Annotated in this window: 18 protein-coding genes, 1 tRNA gene and 1 other RNA gene; 8 read left to right on the top strand and 12 right to left on the bottom strand. The window is 64.3% G+C overall.

Annotation, left to right across the window (positions count from 1 at the left end):
• Position 1: 1 nt before the first annotated feature.
• On the top strand, positions 2-2,242 hold the full coding sequence (locus ACGYKA_RS01780; protein WP_394409776.1) for a molybdopterin cofactor-binding domain-containing protein: 2,241 nt from the start codon (positions 2-4) through the stop codon (positions 2,240-2,242).
• Positions 2,239-2,820, top strand: a complete 582-nt coding sequence (locus ACGYKA_RS01775) for a hypothetical protein (protein ID WP_394409779.1) — start codon at positions 2,239-2,241, stop codon at positions 2,818-2,820. Before ACGYKA_RS01780 ends, ACGYKA_RS01775 begins: the two co-directional genes overlap by 4 nt.
• Here ACGYKA_RS01775 and ACGYKA_RS01770 read toward each other — a convergent pair.
• Positions 2,811-3,752: a YihY/virulence factor BrkB family protein gene (locus ACGYKA_RS01770; protein WP_067267703.1), complete on the bottom strand. Its 942-nt coding sequence runs from the start codon at positions 3,750-3,752 to the stop codon at positions 2,811-2,813. The two genes, ACGYKA_RS01775 and ACGYKA_RS01770, sit on opposite strands and share 10 nt — an antisense overlap.
• A 168-nt stretch (positions 3,753-3,920) precedes the next feature.
• Between ACGYKA_RS01770 and ACGYKA_RS01765 the strand changes: the two genes are divergently transcribed.
• The 5 genes from ACGYKA_RS01765 (at position 3,921) to ACGYKA_RS01745 (ending at position 8,742) form a co-directional block, all read left to right on the top strand.
• Positions 3,921-3,994: transfer RNA gene (locus tag ACGYKA_RS01765), tRNA-Gly, on the top strand.
• 154 nt (positions 3,995-4,148) lie between these two features.
• Positions 4,149-5,960 carry an ABC transporter transmembrane domain-containing protein gene (locus tag ACGYKA_RS01760; RefSeq protein ID WP_394409782.1) on the top strand — a complete coding sequence of 604 codons (1,812 nt, stop codon included), beginning with the start codon at positions 4,149-4,151 and terminating at the stop codon, positions 5,958-5,960.
• Between the two features lie 148 nt (positions 5,961-6,108).
• Positions 6,109-7,989, top strand: coding sequence for an acyl-CoA synthetase (locus tag ACGYKA_RS01755; RefSeq protein WP_394409785.1), 1,881 nt, complete (start codon positions 6,109-6,111; stop codon positions 7,987-7,989).
• A gap of 260 nt (positions 7,990-8,249) precedes the next feature.
• Positions 8,250-8,492 (top strand): DUF1127 domain-containing protein, encoded by a 243-nt coding sequence (locus ACGYKA_RS01750; RefSeq protein ID WP_394409787.1) that lies wholly within the window; start codon positions 8,250-8,252, stop codon positions 8,490-8,492.
• Positions 8,482-8,742, top strand: coding sequence for a hypothetical protein (locus ACGYKA_RS01745; RefSeq protein WP_394409790.1), 261 nt, complete (start codon positions 8,482-8,484; stop codon positions 8,740-8,742). Before ACGYKA_RS01750 ends, ACGYKA_RS01745 begins: the two co-directional genes overlap by 11 nt.
• A gap of 188 nt (positions 8,743-8,930) precedes the next feature.
• Here ACGYKA_RS01745 and dtd read toward each other — a convergent pair whose 3' ends face one another.
• The 9 genes from dtd to ACGYKA_RS01700 all read right to left on the bottom strand — a co-directional run bounded on the left by dtd (position 8,931) and on the right by ACGYKA_RS01700 (position 16,971).
• Positions 8,931-9,380 (bottom strand): D-aminoacyl-tRNA deacylase, encoded by a 450-nt coding sequence (gene dtd, locus ACGYKA_RS01740; protein WP_394409793.1) that lies wholly within the window; start codon positions 9,378-9,380, stop codon positions 8,931-8,933.
• Between the two features lies 1 nt (position 9,381).
• The gene (locus tag ACGYKA_RS01735; RefSeq protein ID WP_394409796.1) at positions 9,382-10,059 is read right to left on the bottom strand and encodes a nitroreductase; all 678 of its coding nucleotides are present in this window, start codon (positions 10,057-10,059) and stop codon (positions 9,382-9,384) included.
• The gene (locus ACGYKA_RS01730; protein ID WP_394409799.1) at positions 10,056-11,168 is read right to left on the bottom strand and encodes a primosomal protein N' (replication factor Y) - superfamily II helicase; all 1,113 of its coding nucleotides are present in this window, start codon (positions 11,166-11,168) and stop codon (positions 10,056-10,058) included. Before ACGYKA_RS01730 ends, ACGYKA_RS01735 begins: the two co-directional genes overlap by 4 nt.
• Before the next feature lie 108 nt (positions 11,169-11,276).
• Positions 11,277-12,398 (bottom strand): SPFH domain-containing protein, encoded by a 1,122-nt coding sequence (locus tag ACGYKA_RS01725; RefSeq protein ID WP_209219081.1) that lies wholly within the window; start codon positions 12,396-12,398, stop codon positions 11,277-11,279.
• A 35-nt stretch (positions 12,399-12,433) separates the two neighbouring features.
• Positions 12,434-13,396 (bottom strand): DUF2927 domain-containing protein, encoded by a 963-nt coding sequence (locus ACGYKA_RS01720; RefSeq protein WP_271687975.1) that lies wholly within the window; start codon positions 13,394-13,396, stop codon positions 12,434-12,436.
• A gap of 22 nt (positions 13,397-13,418) precedes the next feature.
• On the bottom strand, positions 13,419-14,615 hold the full coding sequence (locus ACGYKA_RS01715; RefSeq protein ID WP_394409802.1) for a toxic anion resistance protein: 1,197 nt from the start codon (positions 14,613-14,615) through the stop codon (positions 13,419-13,421).
• Positions 14,615-15,529: a 5-bromo-4-chloroindolyl phosphate hydrolysis family protein gene (locus ACGYKA_RS01710; RefSeq protein WP_394409805.1), complete on the bottom strand. Its 915-nt coding sequence runs from the start codon at positions 15,527-15,529 to the stop codon at positions 14,615-14,617. The genes ACGYKA_RS01715 and ACGYKA_RS01710 overlap by 1 nt, the downstream gene beginning before the upstream one ends.
• 3 nt (positions 15,530-15,532) lie before the next feature.
• Entirely contained in the window at positions 15,533-15,748 is a 216-nt protein-coding gene (locus tag ACGYKA_RS01705) for a hypothetical protein (RefSeq protein ID WP_067267561.1), read from the bottom strand.
• A gap of 128 nt (positions 15,749-15,876) precedes the next feature.
• Positions 15,877-16,971 (bottom strand): pseudouridine synthase, encoded by a 1,095-nt coding sequence (locus ACGYKA_RS01700; RefSeq protein WP_394417211.1) that lies wholly within the window; start codon positions 16,969-16,971, stop codon positions 15,877-15,879.
• A 62-nt stretch (positions 16,972-17,033) separates the two neighbouring features.
• Here ACGYKA_RS01700 and ACGYKA_RS01695 point away from each other — a divergent pair, with 62 nt between their 5' ends.
• Positions 17,034-17,489, top strand: a complete 456-nt coding sequence (locus ACGYKA_RS01695; protein ID WP_394409810.1) for a nucleoside deaminase — start codon at positions 17,034-17,036, stop codon at positions 17,487-17,489.
• A gap of 170 nt (positions 17,490-17,659) precedes the next feature.
• Here ACGYKA_RS01695 and rpmG read toward each other — a convergent pair whose 3' ends face one another.
• Positions 17,660-17,827, bottom strand: coding sequence for a 50S ribosomal protein L33 (rpmG, locus tag ACGYKA_RS01690; RefSeq protein WP_007119221.1), 168 nt, complete (start codon positions 17,825-17,827; stop codon positions 17,660-17,662).
• 159 nt (positions 17,828-17,986) lie between these two features.
• Positions 17,987-18,467, bottom strand: an RNA gene (rnpB, locus tag ACGYKA_RS01685) — RNase P RNA component class A.
• Positions 18,468-18,478: the final 11 nt, after the last annotated feature.

The raw sequence follows: 18,478 nt of genomic DNA, 5'->3' as shown, positions 1-18,478 counted from the left end.
GATGTCGCGCCTGCGCACCATCACCCGCCGCAGTTTCATCGTCGGCTCCGCCGCCATTGCCGGGGGCGTGGCCTTTGGCACCTACCTGTACAAACGCGACCTGAAGAACCCGTTGCTCGCTGGTCTGCCACCCGGCGCGGCGGCGATCACGCCTTACGTCAAGATCGACGCGAGCGGCGTCACCCTGATCACCCCGCGCGCCGATGTGGGGCAGGGGGCCTATTCGATCCAAGCCCATATGATCGCCGAGGAATTGGATGTCGACCTCGACAGGGTGCAGATCACGCCCGGGCCGCCCTCACCGGTCTATTACAACGGCGTAGTCGGAGTTGAGGCGATGCCGATCGCCGCGACCTCGGAAACGCTGCTGGCGCGGACCGGGCGCGGCGCCTCGGATGTGGCGGGAAAGCTGCTTGGCCTGCAATTGACCGGCGGCAGTTCGACCGTGCCGGATATGTACGACCGGCTGCGCATGGCCGGGGCCGTGGCGCGCGAAACCCTGTTGGCCGCTGCCGTGGCGCAGACCGGGTTGGAGCGCGAACAGTTCAAGACCGAAGCGGGCGCTGTGGTGCTGCCTGATGGGATGCGGCTGGCCTATCAAGACCTCGCCGCCGCCGCGGCGGAGATTGACCCGGTGACCGAGGTCACGCTGCGCGACCCCGGCGCGTGGCGGCACCTTGGCAAGCCGCAGATGCGCACCGATATTATGGCCAAATCCACTGGCACCCAGACCTATGGCATCGATATGGTGATGGAGGGGATGCTTCACGCCACGACCCGCACCAATCCGGCGCAGGGTGGCGAGATCATGGGCTTTGACGCGGGCCGCGCCGAGAAGATGCGCGGCGTGAAGGCGGTCTTGCCGATTACCGGCGGCGTCGCGGTGGTGGCCGACAACACTTGGCGGGCCTTTCAAGCCGTGCAGGCGGTGAAATGTGATTGGGGCCCGTCGCCCTATATCGGCGACACGGCGGATCAATTTAAAGCCGTGGCGGCCTCCTTCACCGATGACCGGCAGGACAGCCGGTTTCGCGATGACGGCGATGTCACCGCAGCACTGGCCGATGGGGAGGTGTTGGAGGCCGAGTACCGCATCCCCTATCTGGCTCATGCCCCGCTGGAGCCGATGAGCGTGGTGGTGAAGCTGGAGAAGGCCCGCGTCGATATCTGGACCGGCACGCAGATCCCGCGTTTCATGCAGGCCAATGTCGCCGCGCTGACCGGGATCGACGCTGAGAATGTGCATATCCATGTGCTGATGTCAGGCGGCAGTTTCGGGCGGCGGCTTGAGGATGACTATACCCTGCGCGCCATCGAAGTGGCGATGCAACTGCCCGGCACGCCGATCAAGATGGTCTGGTCGCGGGAGGAGGATTTCACCCATGACTTCCCCCGCCCGCTGGCCATGGCGCGGGCGCGGGGCAAAGTCTCGGAGGGGCAGATCGCGGCCTATGATCTGGCCATCGCGGCACCTTCGACAGCGGAATCGCAGATGGCGCGGTTGAACCAGCCGGTTTTCGGCCCCGACATCGCCATCGTGGCGGGCGCGTGGGATCAGCCCTTCGCGATCCCCGATTACCGCGTCACCGGCCACCGGGTGCCGGCGATGGTGCCGGTCAGTTCGTGGCGCTCGGTCGGGGCGTCGGGCAATGGGTTTCTGCACGAAAGCTTCATGGATGAGATGTGCCATGCCGCAGGCGTCGATCCGTTGGAGGAACGGTTGCGGCTCTGCACCCATGCGCCCTCGCGTGGGGTGTTGGAGGCCGTGGGCGAGATGTCGGATTGGGGCGCAGACCTTGGGCCGGGGCGGGGCCGGGGGCTGGCGTTCTGCCTGTCCTTCGGCGTGCCGGTGGCCGAGGTGGTCGAGGTCAGCCAGACCGACGCGGGCCTCAAGATCGACCGCGTTTTAGTTGCCGCCGAAGTGGGCCGCGTGATGGACCCGGTGAACTTCGAGGCGCAACTCTCCGGCGCGGTGATCTGGGGCTTGGGCCATGCGATGAACTGCGAACTGACCTATCGCGACGGGGTGCCGCAGCAGGACAATTATCACCTCTACGAAGGGTTGCGGCTGTATCAGACGCCGAAGATCGAGGTGCGCGGGCTGGAGAATGGCGGCAAGCTGCGCGGCATTGGCGAGCCGGGCGTGCCGCCCGCCGCGCCTGCGCTGGCCAATGCAATCTTTGCCGCCACGGGCCAGCGGGTCCGTGAACTTCCCCTCTCCAAATCCGTGGATTTCGCATGAGATATCTATCGACCTGCGCAGCCCTCATGCTGGCCGTCCCCGCCTTTGCGCAGGAGGCGCCCGATCGCGCCGAGGGGCTGGCCGCTTGGGATCGGATTTTCACCGTCACCGCGCATCCGCGTTGCACCAATTGCCATGTCGGCGAAGAGGGTCAGCCGATGTGGCAGGGCTTGGGCTATGGGCCGGAGGCGGAGCACGGCATGAATGTGCGCGCGGGCGAGAGCCGGATCGGGGCCGAGAGCATCCCTTGCGACGCCTGCCACGTCACCTCTGCCGCCGCGAACACCGTGCCCCATGCGCCACCGCATATCGACGATGCCTGGCGGCTGCCGCCAGTGGAATTGGCGTGGCTCGGCAAGTCCTCAGCCGAGGTCTGCATCCAGTTGCGCGACCCCGAAACCAACGATGGGCATGACATCGCCTCATTGGTCGATCACCTGCAAAACTCGGCCTTCGTGAACTGGGGTTTCGCCCCCGGTGCGGGACGGTCGGTGCCCAAAGGGACGCTCGATGCGCTGGTGCATGATGTGACGGTCTGGGGCGCTGCGGGCGCGCCCTGCGCAGGGGATCAGGGCTGATCGCTCATCGCGCGGGCCAATCTGCGGATGCGCAACGCGCGGTTCAACTCACCGCCAAAAATCAGCACCAGTGCGGCAAGATACATGAAGTAAAGTGCCGCAATGATCCCCGCCATGCCCGCGTAATAGCTGGCATAGGTGCCAAAGCTGCGCAGGTAGGATGAGAACAGCACCGCCAGCACCGTCCAAGCAGCGGCGGTGGCGACAACCCCGGGCCAGATGTTGTTAAACCGCGTCCGCCGTGCGGGCAGGATCACATGGGCCGCAAAAAGCGCGACCAGCAGGATCGTGGCCGAGGCGGGAAAGCGGACCAGCCCCACGGTAACCGAGCGCGGATCGAAACCCGGCATCAACATATGCAGCCAAGACCCGGCCCGGGGGGCGAGCACCAACAGATAGCCCACGATCACGAGGATCAGGCTCGCCAGCAGCACCATGGCCACCTGCACCGCGTAGATCGTAAAGACCGACCGCGTCTCGCGTAGCCCATAGGCGCGGTTCAACCCCACGCGCACCCCATCGACCCCGCCCACGGCGAACCAAACGGTCAGCAGGATACCCACGCTCAGCAGATCGCCGCGCGGCACGGTCATGACCTTTTCCACCTCCGACACGATCGGCTCGATCAGGGCAGGGGGGACGATGGCGATCAGGAAATGGATCAGGTCGTCGGCCATCGACCGGTCGCCGACAAAGGCAGTGAGCGAACTGGTGAAGATCAGAAACGGAAAAATCGCCAGCAGCGCGCGAAAGGCCACATTTCCGGCCATCCCGAAAGCATCATCGCTCCACAGCCGCAGCACCGCCTCGTGCAGGACGGCCCGCACCACCCGCAGCCCGGTGCCGTGAAACAGATCCTCGGGGTCCTCGCTGAGAACACCGTGGGTCATGACGACCTCGCGCTTTTGGTCTTGGGCTGGTCTGGCGTCCATTCCAATGCCTCGTTTTCATCCCGTGAGGCTAAGCTAGTGCCCCTTGGGCCGGGCTGCCACCTTGATGACGGGCCAGTGGCAAGAGCAGGCTCATGTGATTGATCTTGCCAAAGGGGCATCGCTCCACTTGACGCTCAGGGAGCGATAAAATAGGAGAGGAGCCGTAGCGCGGGCGTTGTGTAATGGTAAGACCTCAGCCTTCCAAGCTGATGATACGGGTTCGATTCCCGTCGCCCGCTCCACTCTTTCCCCGAAGCTTTCATGACCGCCGCCGCGCGGGATAGATGCGCCCGCCGCTGTCTGTCGGGGGCGGCAGATTGTCCTTATCGGGGCGGTCTTGCTTGACCCCGCCCAGCCCCCGCGCCATGACCGATGTGGAAAGACAAAGGAAAGCCCATGGCACGCACCCCAGCCCCCGCACCAAGCGCCAAAGACGAACGCGAAAAGTCGCGGCGGATCGGGGCTTTGGCGGCGCTGATGCCCTTCATGGCGCCCTATCGCTGGCTGATGGCCGCCGCCGGGGCGGCACTGGTGCTGACCGCGATGATCTCGCTCACCTTGCCCTTGGCGGTCCGGCGGGTGATCGACAATTTCGGCACGGGGGAGAGCGAATTGCTCGATCTCTATTTCATCGCCGCTTTGTTGATCGCGGGGCTGCTCGCCCTTGGCACCGGGCTGCGCTATGCGCTGGTGACACGACTGGGCGAACGGGTGGTGGCCGATATCCGGCGCGCGGTGTTCGACCGTGTCGTGGGCATGAGCCCCGCCTTTTATGAGCGTACCATGACCGGCGAAGTGCTCAGCCGGATCACCACCGACACCACGCTGATCCTCTCGGTGATCGGCTCCTCGGTTTCGATCGCGCTGCGCAACCTGCTGATCTTTGTGGGCGGGCTGGGCCTGATGCTGTTGACCTCGGCCAAATTGACCGGGCTGGTGCTGCTGATCGTGCCCGCCGTGGTGATCCCCATCCTGACGCTGGGCCGCCGCCTGCGGGTGCTCAGCCGCGAGAACCAAGACTGGATCGCGGCGAGCTCCGGCAACGCTTCTGAGACGCTGGGCGCGGTGCAGACGGTGCAGGCGTTTACGCATGAAGCGGCGAGCCGGGGTCAATTCGCGCAGATGACCGAAGCCTCTTTCGATGCCGCGCAGCGCCGGATCAAGACCCGCGCCGTGATGACGATGATCGTGATCTTTCTGGTCTTCGCGGGTGTGGTCGGCGTGCTGTGGATCGGCGCGCGCGACGTGCGGGCGGATGTGATGAGCGCGGGCGCGCTGGTGCAATTCGTGATCTACGCGGTCATGGTCGCGGGCGCGGTCGCCGCCCTGTCAGAAATCTGGGGCGAGTTGCAGCGCGCCGCGGGCGCCACGGAGCGGCTGATCGACCTGTTGCAAAGTCAGGATACGGTGCAAGACCCGGCGCCCGCAAGCCAGAGCAGCCTGCCGCAGCCTGTCGCGGGCCGGATCGCATTTGAGAACGTGCAGTTCACCTATCCGGCGCGCCCGGATGTCGCGGCGTTGGATGGTGTCGACCTTGAGATCAACCCCGGTGAGACGGTGGCCTTTGTCGGCCCCTCGGGCGCGGGGAAAACGACGATCATCCAGATGATCCTGCGCTTTTATGACCCGCAGTCGGGGCGGATCACCTTGGATGGGGTCGACCTGCGGGATGTGGCGCGGGATCACTTCCGCCGTTCGGTCGCGCTGGTGCCGCAAGACCCGGTGATCTTTGCCGCCACGGCGGCTGAGAACATCCGTTTCGGACGCCCGGATGCCAGTGACGCCGAGGTCGAGGAAGCCGCCCGCGCCGCCGCCGCGCATGACTTCATCACCGCGCTGCCCGATGGCTATGACAGCTATCTGGGCGAACGCGGCGTGATGCTGTCGGGCGGGCAGAAGCAACGCATCGCCATCGCCCGCGCCATCCTGCGCGACGCGCCGGTGCTGCTGTTGGACGAGGCGACCTCGGCGTTGGATTCCGAGAGTGAGGGGCTGGTGCAGGCCGCCGTCGACCGGCTGAGCGCGGATCGCACGACGCTGATCGTGGCCCACCGTCTGGCCACCGTGAAAAAGGCCGACCGCATCGTGGTGATGGAGGCCGGGCGCATCGCGGCCATCGGCACCCATGACGAATTGGTCGCCAGTGACGGGCTTTATGCACGTCTGGCGCGGCTTCAGTTCACCGATGGGGCCGCCGCCGCGGCCTGAGCCGCCCTTGAACAGTGCAACCCCGGCGTTACGTCACCCTAGTGTGACGTTGCGTTTGTTGCCGCCGATTGCTTGCGAAACGGCGCGTTTCGCCGCAATCTGGCGCGAGGAGAATAAGCCGGAACACCGGCACAGGGGAGGAGACACCATGACATTCGCCGGGATCGAAGACCGCAATGCCATCGCGGCGGAAATGCCGTGGGAAGACCGCGACGTGGCCAAGACGCTTTACGGAATGCTAAGCAATACGGCCGCGAAATTCCCCAACCACAATGCCGTTAGCTATCAGATTTTCTCGGGCCCAAAGGACAAGGCGGAAACGCTGTCTTGGAAAGAGTTGCATGGCCGCGTGACGCAGGCGGCGAACCTCTTCCGCAGCCTCGGCGTGGGCGAGAAGGACGTGGTGGCCTATGTGCTGCCCAACTGTAACGAGACGACGATCACCCTGTTGGGCGGTGCCGTGGCCGGGATCGTGAACCCGATCAATCCGCTGCTGGACGCCGAACAGATCGGGGCCATCCTGCGCGAAGTCGGCGCTTCCGTTGTCGTCACCCTGCGGCCTTTCCCCAAAACCGATGTGGCCCAAAAGACCGCCGAAGCAGTGCGGCTAGCGCCCAAGGTGCACACGGTGCTCGAGGTCGATCTGGTGCGCTATCTCACCCCGCCGAAAAGCTGGATCGTCCCGCTGGTGCGGCCCAAGGGGATGGCGAACAACCAAGCCAAATACCTCAACTTCAACGCGGAGATCGCCAAGCAGAACACCTCGCTCAATTTCGAGGATGTGCAAGAGGATCGCGTTGCCTGCTATTTCCATACTGGCGGCACCACTGGGATGCCCAAAGTGGCGCAGCACAAGTATTCGGGCCTGATCTATAACGGTTGGCTGGGGCATCGGCTGTTGTTCAGCGAGCAGGACAATATCATGTGTCCGCTGCCGCTATTCCACGTCTTTGCCTGCCATGTGATCCTGATGGCCGCCGTCTCGTCCGGCGCGCATGTGGTCTTCCCCACGCCGCAGGGCTATCGCGGGGATGGTGTCTTTGACAACTTCTGGAAGCTGGTGGAGCGCTGGAAGATCACCTTTATCATCACCGTGCCTACGGCGATCTCGGCCAAGATGCAGCGCCCGATCGATGCGGATGTCAGCACGGTGAAAACCGCCTTCTCCGGCTCCGCCCCGCTGCCGCTGGAACTCTTCCGCCGGTTTGAGAAGGCCACTGGCGTCACGCTGGTCGAAGGCTATGGGCTGACTGAGGCGACCTGCCTTGTCTCTTGCAACCCGACGGACGGCATCAAGAAGGTCGGCTCCATCGGTATCGCCTTCCCCTATTCGGACGTGCGGATCATCAAGGGCACCGTGGATGGTCCGATCGACGCGGAGACGGATGAGATTGGCGAGATCTGCGTGTCGAACCCCGGCGTCTTCTCGGGCCATACCTATGTCGAGGAAGACAAGAACAAAGACCTCTTCTACCACGGCAAATACCTGCGGACCGGCGATCTGGGCCGGATCGACAGCGATGGTTATATCTGGATTACGGGCCGCGCCAAAGACCTGATCATTCGCGGCGGCCACAACATTGACCCCGCCGAGATCGAAGAGGCGCTGCTGGGCCATGAGGCCGTCGCCTTTGCGGGTGCCATCGGCCAGCCCGACCCCCACGCGGGCGAGGTGCCCTGCGCCTTTGTCGAACTCGTCGAGGGTGCCAATGTCACCGAAGAGGAACTGTTGGCCTATGCGCGCGAACATGTTGCCGAACGCGCAGCGCAGCCCAAGCACCTTAAGATCATGGATGAGCTGCCCAAGACGGCTGTCGGCAAGATCTTCAAACCCGATCTGCGCAAGGATGCGATCACGCGGGTCTATAACGGCAGCCTTGAAAAGGCGGGCTGTGCCGCGCGGGTAACCGAGGTGGTGGACGACAAGAAGCGTGGGTTGGTCGCGCAGGTCACGATGAACGACGCGACCCATGACGAGGTGTTAAAGGTGCTCAGCGTCTACACACGCCCTTGGGAACCGGTCAGCTAAACGACTCACGCAAGAAAGGGCGGCACGCCGCCGCCCGTCCCCAAATCCCCAGATTGCAGCCCCGCTGCGTTGCGCCGATGCACATTTCCTGTGTATCGGCGCAAAAATTTTAGGCTATTTTCCTGTAGTTAGCCCCCGGCCTTTCGTTTCGGGCATAGCGCCTATGCAAATTCTGCGGGTTCAAAATAGGGTCGGAGCGTACTACTTCTGCATTGCAGCATTGATAATGCACTTGCAGCATTTTGAAAGGAGTTGCGCTTATGACGATGGCAATCTCACGTGGCACTACCTTGAGCTCCGCGCTCGATGGGCTTCATCACAGCGTTGACGGCATGCGCCGTCGCGTGGCCCAGATCAAAGCCCGGCGCGCAGCTTACAACCGAACTTGCACAGAACTCAACGTACTGAGCGATCGCGAACTGTCCGATATCGGCATCGCACGGTGCGAGATCCGGCGTGTGGCGTCGGAAGAACTTTCAAAGGAACAGACCTATGAAGTATGACAACACCCTATCCGCCCCCCACGGTTTCTCCCTGCGTGATGCGACCGCTCCGGTTTTCGGTGCCTTTGGTACCGCTGCGGGCAAAGTCGGTTCCCTGCTGGCACGCGGCGTCACCCAGATGCAGATCTCGCGCATGCAGGCCGTCCTCAACAGCATGAGCGACGCGCAGCTTGAGCGTGCGGGCATCGACCGCAACCAAATTCCACAGCACGCCCAAGCGCTGGTGACCGAAGAATACGACGGTCTCTAAGACACTGCGCTTTTAGACCCTCAGCCATCAATGTCGCGCCTTACGCGCTGCATTGTCAGGTGCCGGACCCCGCTCCTTCCTGGGTTGATCTGACACCGCATATTAACGGTCCTCCTCCTCCCGGACCCGTTATACCGGCCGGCAAGCTTACCTCCTCCCAAGCTTGCCGGCCCATGCTTTCCACCGAATTATCGGGGCGCAGCGCTGTCGAGCCAGAGAGTCACCGGCCCATCGTTGACCAGCGCCACGGCCATATCCGCGCCGAACCGTCCGGTCTGCACGGGGATGTCGAGCCCGGCGAGGCTGCGGGCGAAATGGGAATAGAGCGCCTCGGCCTTCTCGGGCTTCGCTGCGCCGGAAAAGCCGGGGCGGTTGCCGCGCGCGGTATCGGCGGCGAGGGTGAATTGGCTCACCACCAAAGCGCTGCCGCCGGTCTGGGCAAGGCTCAGGTTCATCTTGCCACCCTCATCCTTGAACAGCCGCAGTTTGGAGATCTTTAGGGCCAGTTTCTCGGCGGTCTCTTCGGTGTCCTCGGGCATGGCGCAGACGAGGATCAGCAGGCCGGGGCCGATCTCTCCGATAACCTCGCCCTCGACCGTGACCGAAGCCTCGGTCACCCGTTGCAGCAATGCGCGCATGTCAGTTTTTCCAATCGATAATGTCAGAGGGGGCAGCCCGCTCGGTGCGAAAGGCGTTCGCGGGATGTGTCTTATCGGCATAGCCGAAGGAGATCGCGCAGAGCACCAGCCGGTCTTCGGGCAACGCCAGCGTCTCGCGTACCAAGGGCGCATAGGCGGCGATGGCGGCTTGCGGGATGCTGGCCACGCCAAGCGCCGTCGCGGCGAGGGTGAAGGCGGTGACGAAGCCGCCGCAGTCCATCGCGCCATAGGGGCCAAGCTCGGCCGGGGCGGTCACGATGGCCACATGCGGCGCGTCGAAAAGCGCATAGTTGCGCAGCATCTGCGCCCGACGCGCGGCGCGGTCGGATTTGGCGATGCCCACCGCATCATAAAGCTGGAAGCCGCAGGTGCGGCGGCGTTCGGCATAGGCGCCGGAGTAACCCGTGGGCCATGGCAGGTCTGGCGCGACCGGGGTGTCGGCGCTGGCGGCTTCAAGGAGGGCTGCGCGAAAGGCATCGGTGCCCGCGCCGCGCGTAATGGTCACCTGCCATGGCTGCGCATTGCACCACGAGGGCACATGGCGCGCGGCGCCGACGATCTGGGTGATGCTGTCTTTGGGGACGGGATCGGGCCGAAAGGCGCGGCAGGAATAGCGCGCCTGCAAGAGGTCGGCGAACTGGTCGTAGGTCTGGGTCATTGCTGGGCCATGAAATAGCCGACGATGGCGGCGGCGATCAGCCCCAGCACCACGGCAAAGGTGATTTTGACGGCGGAATAGGGGCGTTCGCCCTGAACCTTGCCCGAATGGCCGTTGACCACGAAACGGTAGGTCTTGCCGCGGTATTTATAGGCAGCGAGCCAGACCGGTAGCAGGATATGCTTGAAGGTCACATCGCTGACTTGGGTGTTGATGTCATGCACCCGCTGGCGGTCGCCGCCGATGTCGAACTTCACGTCCCGCTCGATCACCCGGTCCATATGGGCGCGGGCCTGAACAAAGCCTTCCTCCAGCGTGATGCCGTAAGCCTCGGCCCGGAAACCGGCGAGGTACTCAGGCGCATAGGGCTCCAGCGCCGAGAGGTCCCAAGGGTGCAGCGCGTCGGTGTGTTTCTTGGGCAGCGACCGGGAGGCCAGCACCAGTACGTCGTCAAAGAAGCGTGCCACCCGCCCCGAAGCGGCCCGCCAGCGGATTTTCGGCACTTGCTGCTGCACCCGCTTGCCATCGCGCATGACGGTGCGGGTGACGTAATAGACGGTTCCACGCTCCCCGCGATAACTAGAGGCGGTCTGTGCATCATAGGTCCAGAAGGGCACATAGATGCCCTGCATCCGGCGGCCCTTGCGGGCATATTGTTGCAGCCCGTTGGGGGCGAACCAAAGGCTGCCGAGCCAGTCTTTCATCGCGTCGCGGGCGCGTTCTTCGGGCAGGGCGAAGGGCAGCACGGCGCGCGGTTTGATATGGCGGTTGGTGCCGGTGTCGATCACCACGGGCGTCGCGCAGAAAGGGCATTCGGCGGCGTGTTTGCCGGGCTCGAATTCCACCTGCGCTGCGCAGTTGGGGCAGGTGGTGACGCGGGTCTCTTCCATCTCAGCGGCGGGCAGGGCGGCCTGCAATCCAGCGCGAAAGTCCTGTTCGGCGATGGCATGGGCGTGGCGCCCGTTGCCGTCGATCGGCTCCACATTGCCGCAGTGATCGCAGATCAGCAGCGCCTGCGCCGGGTCAAAGCGCATGTCCGACCCGCAGGTGTCGCAGGGGAAACGGTGCTCTTCAAGCGGGGCGGCGGGGGGCAGATCGGTGGCGGACATAAGGGGTGCTTTGCAAGGTCAATCGCGGCGGAGCGGATGGGGGTGGCCCGTGGACCTGAGGGGCCACGGGCGGGACGCGCGAAGGCCTTTTGCCCACGCGCCTGCGGATCAAGCCGGGGGCGGCGGCGGTGGCGGGGGCATCACGGTGAAAAGCTGCGCCAATTCGGCCACATCCTCGGCCCGCTGCCAGCCATCTTGGCCCGGCGTCCAAACCAGAGAATCGCGGGTAAGGCTGCCCTCACTCGCCTTGCGGCCCATGGCCGCCTTGGAAAACGGGCCTGAGGTCGCGCCGTCCTTGGCGATATGCCAGACCTTTTCGACCGGCGGCGGGGGTGGCGGCACCGGTGCGGCGGCGGTGGGGGCAGGGCGCGCGCCCCAAGGGCCGGCCTGCGCGGTGGCGGCTTGGGCCATGCTCATCCCCAGCCCCGCGCCGAGGCCCGTTTGCATCGCGGCCCCGCCCGCACCTTCGCGGCCAAGCGCCTCAGCCGCTTGGAATTGCATGTACTCGTTGAGGTTGCCGACCACGCCCATCGAAGTGCGTTTGTCCATCACCGCCTCGACCGCGGGCGGCAGGGAGATATTCTCGATATAAAGCTCGGGCATCGCCAGCCCGTATTCTGCAATCTGTGCGGCGATATCCTTGCCCACCAGCTGCCCCAACTCGCGCGTGTTGGCGGCCATGTCGAGCACCGGGATGCCAGAGGAGGCGAGCGTGCGCGAGAAAGCCTGAACAATGATGTTGCGGATCTGGAACGAGATTTCGTCCATGGTGAACTCACCATCGGTGCCGACAATCTCGGTCAGGAACTTCGCGGGGTCGCTCACCCGCACGGAATAGGTGCCATAGGCGCGCAGGCGCACCGGGCCAAACTCAGGGTCGCGGGCGATGATCGGGTTCTTGGTGCCCCATTTCAGGTCGTTGAAGCGGGTCGTATTGACGAAATAGATCTCGGATTTGAACGGGCTGCGAAAGCCGTGATCCCAGTGTTGCAGGGTCGTCATGATCGGCATGTTGTTGGTCTCAAGCATATAGAGACCGGGGGTGAAGACATCCGCCAACTGCCCCTCATGCACAAAAACCGCCGCTTGCCCCTCACGCACCGTCAGCTTGGCGCCGTATTTGATCTCATGACCCTCACGCTCGAACCGCCAAACCATCGTATCGCGGGTGTCGTCGGTCCAATGGATGACGTCGATGAACTGGCCAGAGAGGAAATCGAAAATACCCATGGGGATGGTCCTTATTCTTTCGTCGTAATGCTGCGTTACACCGGCCCGTCCGTCAACTCGCGCGCGATGATCCGGGTGATCGGGTTGACCTGCTCTGCCGTCATGCCGGGGCGCAGGCGCCGGTCGTAGAGCATCTTGAGCAGGAGTTCGTCGTGTTTGGTAAGCAGCGCGAATTCGTCGTCGTCGTTAAAGATCGACGGGCGCGCGGCGGGGCTATCATTGGCAAGTCCCAGACCCTGCGCCAATTCCTCATGGATGCAGGAGAGCCGCAGCAGTTCAGGATTTTCCGAGCGGATCACGGCCACAGCGGCGGTATAGACGTTGGGGTTGTCGCCCGCAGCATAGGCGGCCACGGCGCAATAGGTGTCGCGCCGCATGTTGCGCATGGCCCGCAGGGAGGATTTGCTCACGCCCGCGACCTCTTCCGCCGCTTGGGCCAGCGCATCGACGCGGTCATCTTCCGAGGCCACGACCACCATGAAATTCGGCCTGTCGCCGATTGAGACCGAATGCCCGGTCACCCGCGCCAAACGGCGGGCGAAGGCGTTGATCTTAGCGGTGTCGGATCGGCGCTGCGAGGGCGGTACGCTGTCGCCAAAGATGATCTGCATCCGCACCGGCGCATCCCAACGGCGCAGCGGGCTGGCACCGCCTTGGCCTGAAAAATTGCCGTCATATTCGTTATATAGCGCGATCTGCTCAAAGTTGCGCGCCAGCATTTCGCTGGTAAAGGGTGTGTCCTCTCCGCCCCCGTCTTGGCGCAGCAGATCTTGGCCCAACTGCGCCTTTTCGACCTGATGCAAATAGCTGCGCAGCATGGCGCTTTTTTGCGAGGTCGGTTTCGCCACTGCCGCCGGGGAAGGGGTGGCGGCGGCAGGGCGGGCCTGCGGTTTGGCGACCTTTTGCAAGACGGGCGCAGGCTCGGCGCAGGCCAAGAGCAGCGTGCTCAGCGCCAGCGCCCCTGCGGCGCGCAGATTTCTGCGCAGACGTCCTTGCATGGCCTGTTCCCTCACGTCGGTTTTAGCTTGGCACCGCGCCGCCGGTGGTATCACCCAACCCCGTTTCGCGGGCCTTGGCAGCGGCGAGCGTGTCGCGCAGGCGGCCTTCCATTTCCTGCAACTCTTTCTCGGCATTGGCGCGTTTCGCCTTGCCCTCATCCGCGATTTGCAGGGATTCCTCAATGGTGCCGATCAGGTCTTCATTGGCCTGTTTCACCGCCTCGATGTCGAAGATCCCGCGCTCCATCTCCTGACGGATCACCTTGTTGCTGTCGCGCAGGTTCTTGGCGTTGGAGGTGAGCAGTTCGTTGGTGAGGTCATTGGCCTCGCGCACTGCATTTGCCGCCTCGCCGCTGCGCTGGATGGTGACAGCCTGCGCCAGTTGCGTCTCCCACAGTGGCACGGTGTTGACCAAGGTCGAGTTAATCTTGGTCACAAGGCTTTTGTCATTCTCCTGCACCAGACGGATCGAGGGCAGCGATTGCATGGTGACCTGCCGCGTCAGTTTCAGATCGTGCACCCGACGCTCCAGATCATCGCGGGCGGCACGCAGATCGCGCAGCTCCTGCGCGCGCATCACCTGATCGTCCTCGCTCGCCTTATCCAGCGCGGTCTGTTTGGCGGGGATGGTCTTGTGATCCAACTCTTCGATCTTGGCCTCACCGGCAGAGATATAAAGCGCCAGTTCGTCGTAGAATTGCAGCGTCTTTTCATAAAGCAGGTCGAGCGATTTGATGTCTTTCAACAGCGTATGCTCATGCGCCAGCAGGTTGTCGGTGATCCGGTCGATCTGGCCCTGCACCTCTTCGAAACGGGCGGTGAACTTGGCAAAGGGCGTGGCACGGCCCAGCAGTTTCTCCCACCAGCTTTGCTTGCGCCGCACGTCCAATTCCGAGACCGAGAAGCCGCGGATCGCGCTGACCATGGTGCGCAGGCTGTCGCCCGCGGGGCCGACATCCTTGTTGCGCACATCCGCCAGCATGGATTGGCTGATCTCTTGCAACTCGGCCTGTGCGGCAGAGCCGAAGCTGACGATGGACTGGGTATCGGTCACGTCGATCTCGGCCATGCGCTTTTGGATTTCCGCGCTCTGTTCGGGATCGGCTTTGTTCAGCGGCACGATGGCATTGGCATCTGCCGGTTCGGGCAAGATGGTTGCGTTCACTTCTTCCACCAACCCTTGCGATTGGGCAGCTTTGTCACGGAGGGCATCGGTCATCACTGATCTTCCTTAGTATTTGCAGGGGTGGGTTGTTCCAGTCGGACCCCCGCACGAGAGAGGCGCGCCCGCAGCACGTCGATTTCCACGTTCAGATCGCTGCGGTCGTCCAGCAGCGATTTGGCCGTGCGCGCGGCAAAGTTCTGATCCAGATCGTCCAGCAAGGCGAGGTAGTCATCGCGTGCTTGGGCGTCCTGGTTGCGGGCATAGAGGTCGGCGAATTTCACCGTCGCATCATGCGCCCCGCGCAGATAGACGACAAGGTATTTACGGGCGGCGGTCAGATCGCGGGGATCTTCTTCGACCGTGCGGATCAAATGGCGGGCGGTTTCTTGGAACTCGGCCAGCCGCGCTTCGGCGCGGCGGTCGCCCGCGCGCAGAATCGCTTGGCTCATGCCCGAGAGCAGTTTTTCGGCCTCATCCACCACCCGGGCGACGCGGTCTTGCTGGAAGGTTTCGATGCCCTCCATGCCCTTGTTCTGTAGCGGGTCGATGCCGAAGGCGGCGAGGTGCAGTGCCGTGGCGGCGATGCCATAGAGCAGGGCCGCGGCGAGACTGGGGTCGTTGCTATAAGCGGCGAGGGCCGCGCCCGCACCGGCCAAGAGGGCCGCGAGGATCTTGCGCGGCAGGACAGGGCGGCGGGCGACTTTGCGCTCGTGGTATTCCGCCTCGGCCAAAAGGCCATCGCGCAGCAACCAGACGCCCGAAGCCAGCAGGAACGCGCCACCAAGGCCAAGCACCAGCGTGCCCGCCCCCCCTATGAGCGAGGTCGCCGCCAAGAGCACCGGCGGCAGGAACATCAGGTTCACCCGACCGCCCGCCGGATCGACGCGCAGGCGCGCGGTTTTGCGCGGGGCGCTGCCGGGGGTGGCGTCGGGGTCGGGGCTATATTTGCCGCCAAAGCGCTGCGCCATAGGTCAAAGCCCCCCGAGAAAACCGCTGGTGAGCCCAAGCAGCAGCACCAGCAACGCGCCAAAGGCGATTTTCTGAAAGGTAGTTGGCGCCATCATGTTTCCCCTTTTGCTGCCCCAGATCGGGCGCAACGCCGTGCCGGCACTGTCAGCCGCACGCCCCACAAGCGAGGCTGCGCCGAGGATGATAACCACGAGCGCGGCCAAGGCCACCAAAAACATCACTATTCGCGCCATATTGCCCTTTTCTGACAGCGGTTTCGCGCTGATCTTGCCTGCCGTTCTCTATTCAACGCATGCAGGTCGGCCGCGTTCCGGAAACGCGCAGGGGCAGCTCGGGGCAGGGTCGTTCAGCGGCGGGGTTTTGGCCCCCGGCCTGTGGGTTTCGGCCCCGGTTTGCCATTCGGCCGCCCCGTCGGGCGCGCCCCCGGTTTGCCGCTTGCCTTGCCGCCTGCTTTGCCAGCCGTCTTGCCCATCGCGGCCTTGCCACGCGGTGCGTTCTTTGCCTTGCCGCCGCCACGGCGGGGCGGCGGTTCGTCGTCTTCGCTCCGTTGCACGGGCAGGCCCGGTTGGCCCGCGCCGCCGAAACCGCCGGGCTTGCGGCGCGGCGGGCGGCGCAGACCGGTGGGTTTCTTGGTGGCGGTGCCGCTGGGGTCTTCCAACTCGAGCCCCAGTTGATCGCGCACGACCTTGCGGCGCAGCTCTTCCACCTCGCCGATCTTCAATTCGCCCAGTTGGAACGGGCCGTAGGAGATGCGGATCAGCCGGTTCACGGTCAGGCCCACGGCCTCCATCGCGCGGCGAATCTCGCGGTTGCGGCCTTCGCGCAGGCCGACGGTCAGCCAAGCGTTGGCCCCTTGTTGGCGGTCGAGTGTCACGTCCATCGGCTGAAAGTTCTCGCCTTCCACGGTGATGCCTTTGCGCAGCGGCTCCAGCATCTCATCGGTGGGGCGGCCATTCACCCGCGCGCGGTAGCGGCGCAGCCATCCGGTGCTGGGCAGTTCCAGCTTGCGCTTCACCCCGCCGTCATTGGTCAGCAGCAACAGCCCTTCGGAGTTGAGGTCGAGCCGACCCACGGTCATCACGCGGGGCATATCCTCGGGCAGGGCGTCAAAGATCGTCTCGCGGCCCTTTTCATCGCGGGCGGTGGTCACCAGTCCGGCGGGCTTGTGGTACAGCCACATGCGCGGCGGTTCGGGCGCGCCGACGGGGGTGTTGTCAACGGTGATCTTATCCTCGGGCGTGACGTTCAGCGCGGGCGAGGTGATCTGCTCCCCGTTCACGCGCACGCGGCCCGCTTCGATCATGCGCTCGGCCTCGCGGCGCGAGGCGATGCCCGCGCGCGACAGTACCTTGGCGATGCGGTCGCCGGTGGGGGTGCCTGCACTTGCATCGGTGTCAGTGTTTTGCGGGCCGGAGCCGGGGGGGGGCGTTTTTGCGTTCATACACTGCGCTTACCCTGTTTCACGGGCTTGCGAAAGGGTGGCGTTTGCGGCCATGTGACGGGATGGAGTTTCGCTCGTATATGAGACAGGCCTTGGCCGAGGCCCGCGCCGCCGCCGCGTGCGGCGAGGTGCCAGTGGGGGCAGTCGTCGTCTCTCCGACAGGGCAGATCGTTTCCGCCGCAGGCAATGAGACCCGCGCCCGCAATGACCCAACTGCCCATGCCGAGATGCTGGCCCTGCGCGCCGCCTGCGCCGCCGTCGGCTCGGAACGGCTGATCGGTCACGCGCTTTACGTCACGCTGGAGCCCTGCGCCATGTGCGCCGGTGCCATCGCCGCCGCCCGGGTGGAGCGGCTCTACTACGGCGCGGCGGACCCAAAATCAGGCGGCGTGGCGCAGGGCGCGCGGGTATTCTCGCATCCCCAATGCCACCATGTGCCCGAGGTGTTCGACGGAATTGCGGCGGGAGAGGCGGAAGAGATGCTCGTGAGGTTTTTCCGCGAGAAGAGAGACCGCTAGCCGGGCAGCGCCGGACCGGGGATGGCATTCAGGCGTCTCAACGATTATCCGGACGCCCCGCGTCCGGATCGCGCCCGACCCGCCCCCAGGGCGGGCGCGATCCAGCCCTGCACAATGCAAAAGGCCACGCGAAACCGCGTGGCCTTTTGAAACTCAAAAGTCAGGCGATCTTACTTGATTTTGCCTTCTTTGTATTCGACGTGCTTGCGCGCAACGGGGTCGTACTTTTTGATGACCATCTTTTCGGTCATGGTGCGTGCGTTTTTCTTGGTCACGTAGAAATGGCCTGTGCCCGCGGACGAGTTCAGGCGGATCTTGATCGTGGTTGGCTTCGCCATGTGTCTTCTCCTGCTGCAGCGCCGCGCAGGCCTGCGTGAATTCTGAATTTCGGGTTCTAGTCAGACCCGCGCCCGAGTCAACCGCTATTTGCCCGCCCGGTGCCGAAAGACGCCGGTTTCGTCGAAAAACCTGCCTTTCAGCCTCGAAAGAGCAGGAATATGCGCGGAAGGCCTATAAGCCGGATTTTGTACCTGTCCGAAAACAGGCGATGACCATTCCTCTGACCGCACCGTTGCCGATGCGGCTATAGCTGCCAACCCGGACCTGCTGGGGCAGAAGAGCCCCGCCTTTGACCCGAAGATCATCGGCGCGCGGTCCCTATTTGGCATTGCTCCCGGTGGGGCTTGCCATGCCGGGGCTGTTGCCAGCCCCGCGGTGGGCTCTTACCCCACCGTTTCACCCTTACCCCTCGGCTGATCCGGCAGGGCCGGACCGAAGGGCGGTTTCATTTCTGTGGCGCTTTCCGTCGGGTTGCCCCGCCCGGGCGTTACCCGGCACCGTTTCTTCTTGGAGTCCGGACTTTCCTCTACGTCGCTTTTGCCCCGCAAAAGCGACGCCGCGGATGTCACACATGCGTGTGACGAGAGCGGACGTCGGTCATGCGACGCGAGTCGACGCAGCGGCCATCCAGCCTTCCGCGCAGCCCCGCC

Origin of the sequence: Sulfitobacter sp. 1A15106 (assembly GCF_043556995.1) — a bacterium.
Lineage (GTDB): Bacteria > Pseudomonadota > Alphaproteobacteria > Rhodobacterales > Rhodobacteraceae > Sulfitobacter > Sulfitobacter faviae.
This window is presented reverse-complemented; position numbering and strand designations above follow the sequence as displayed.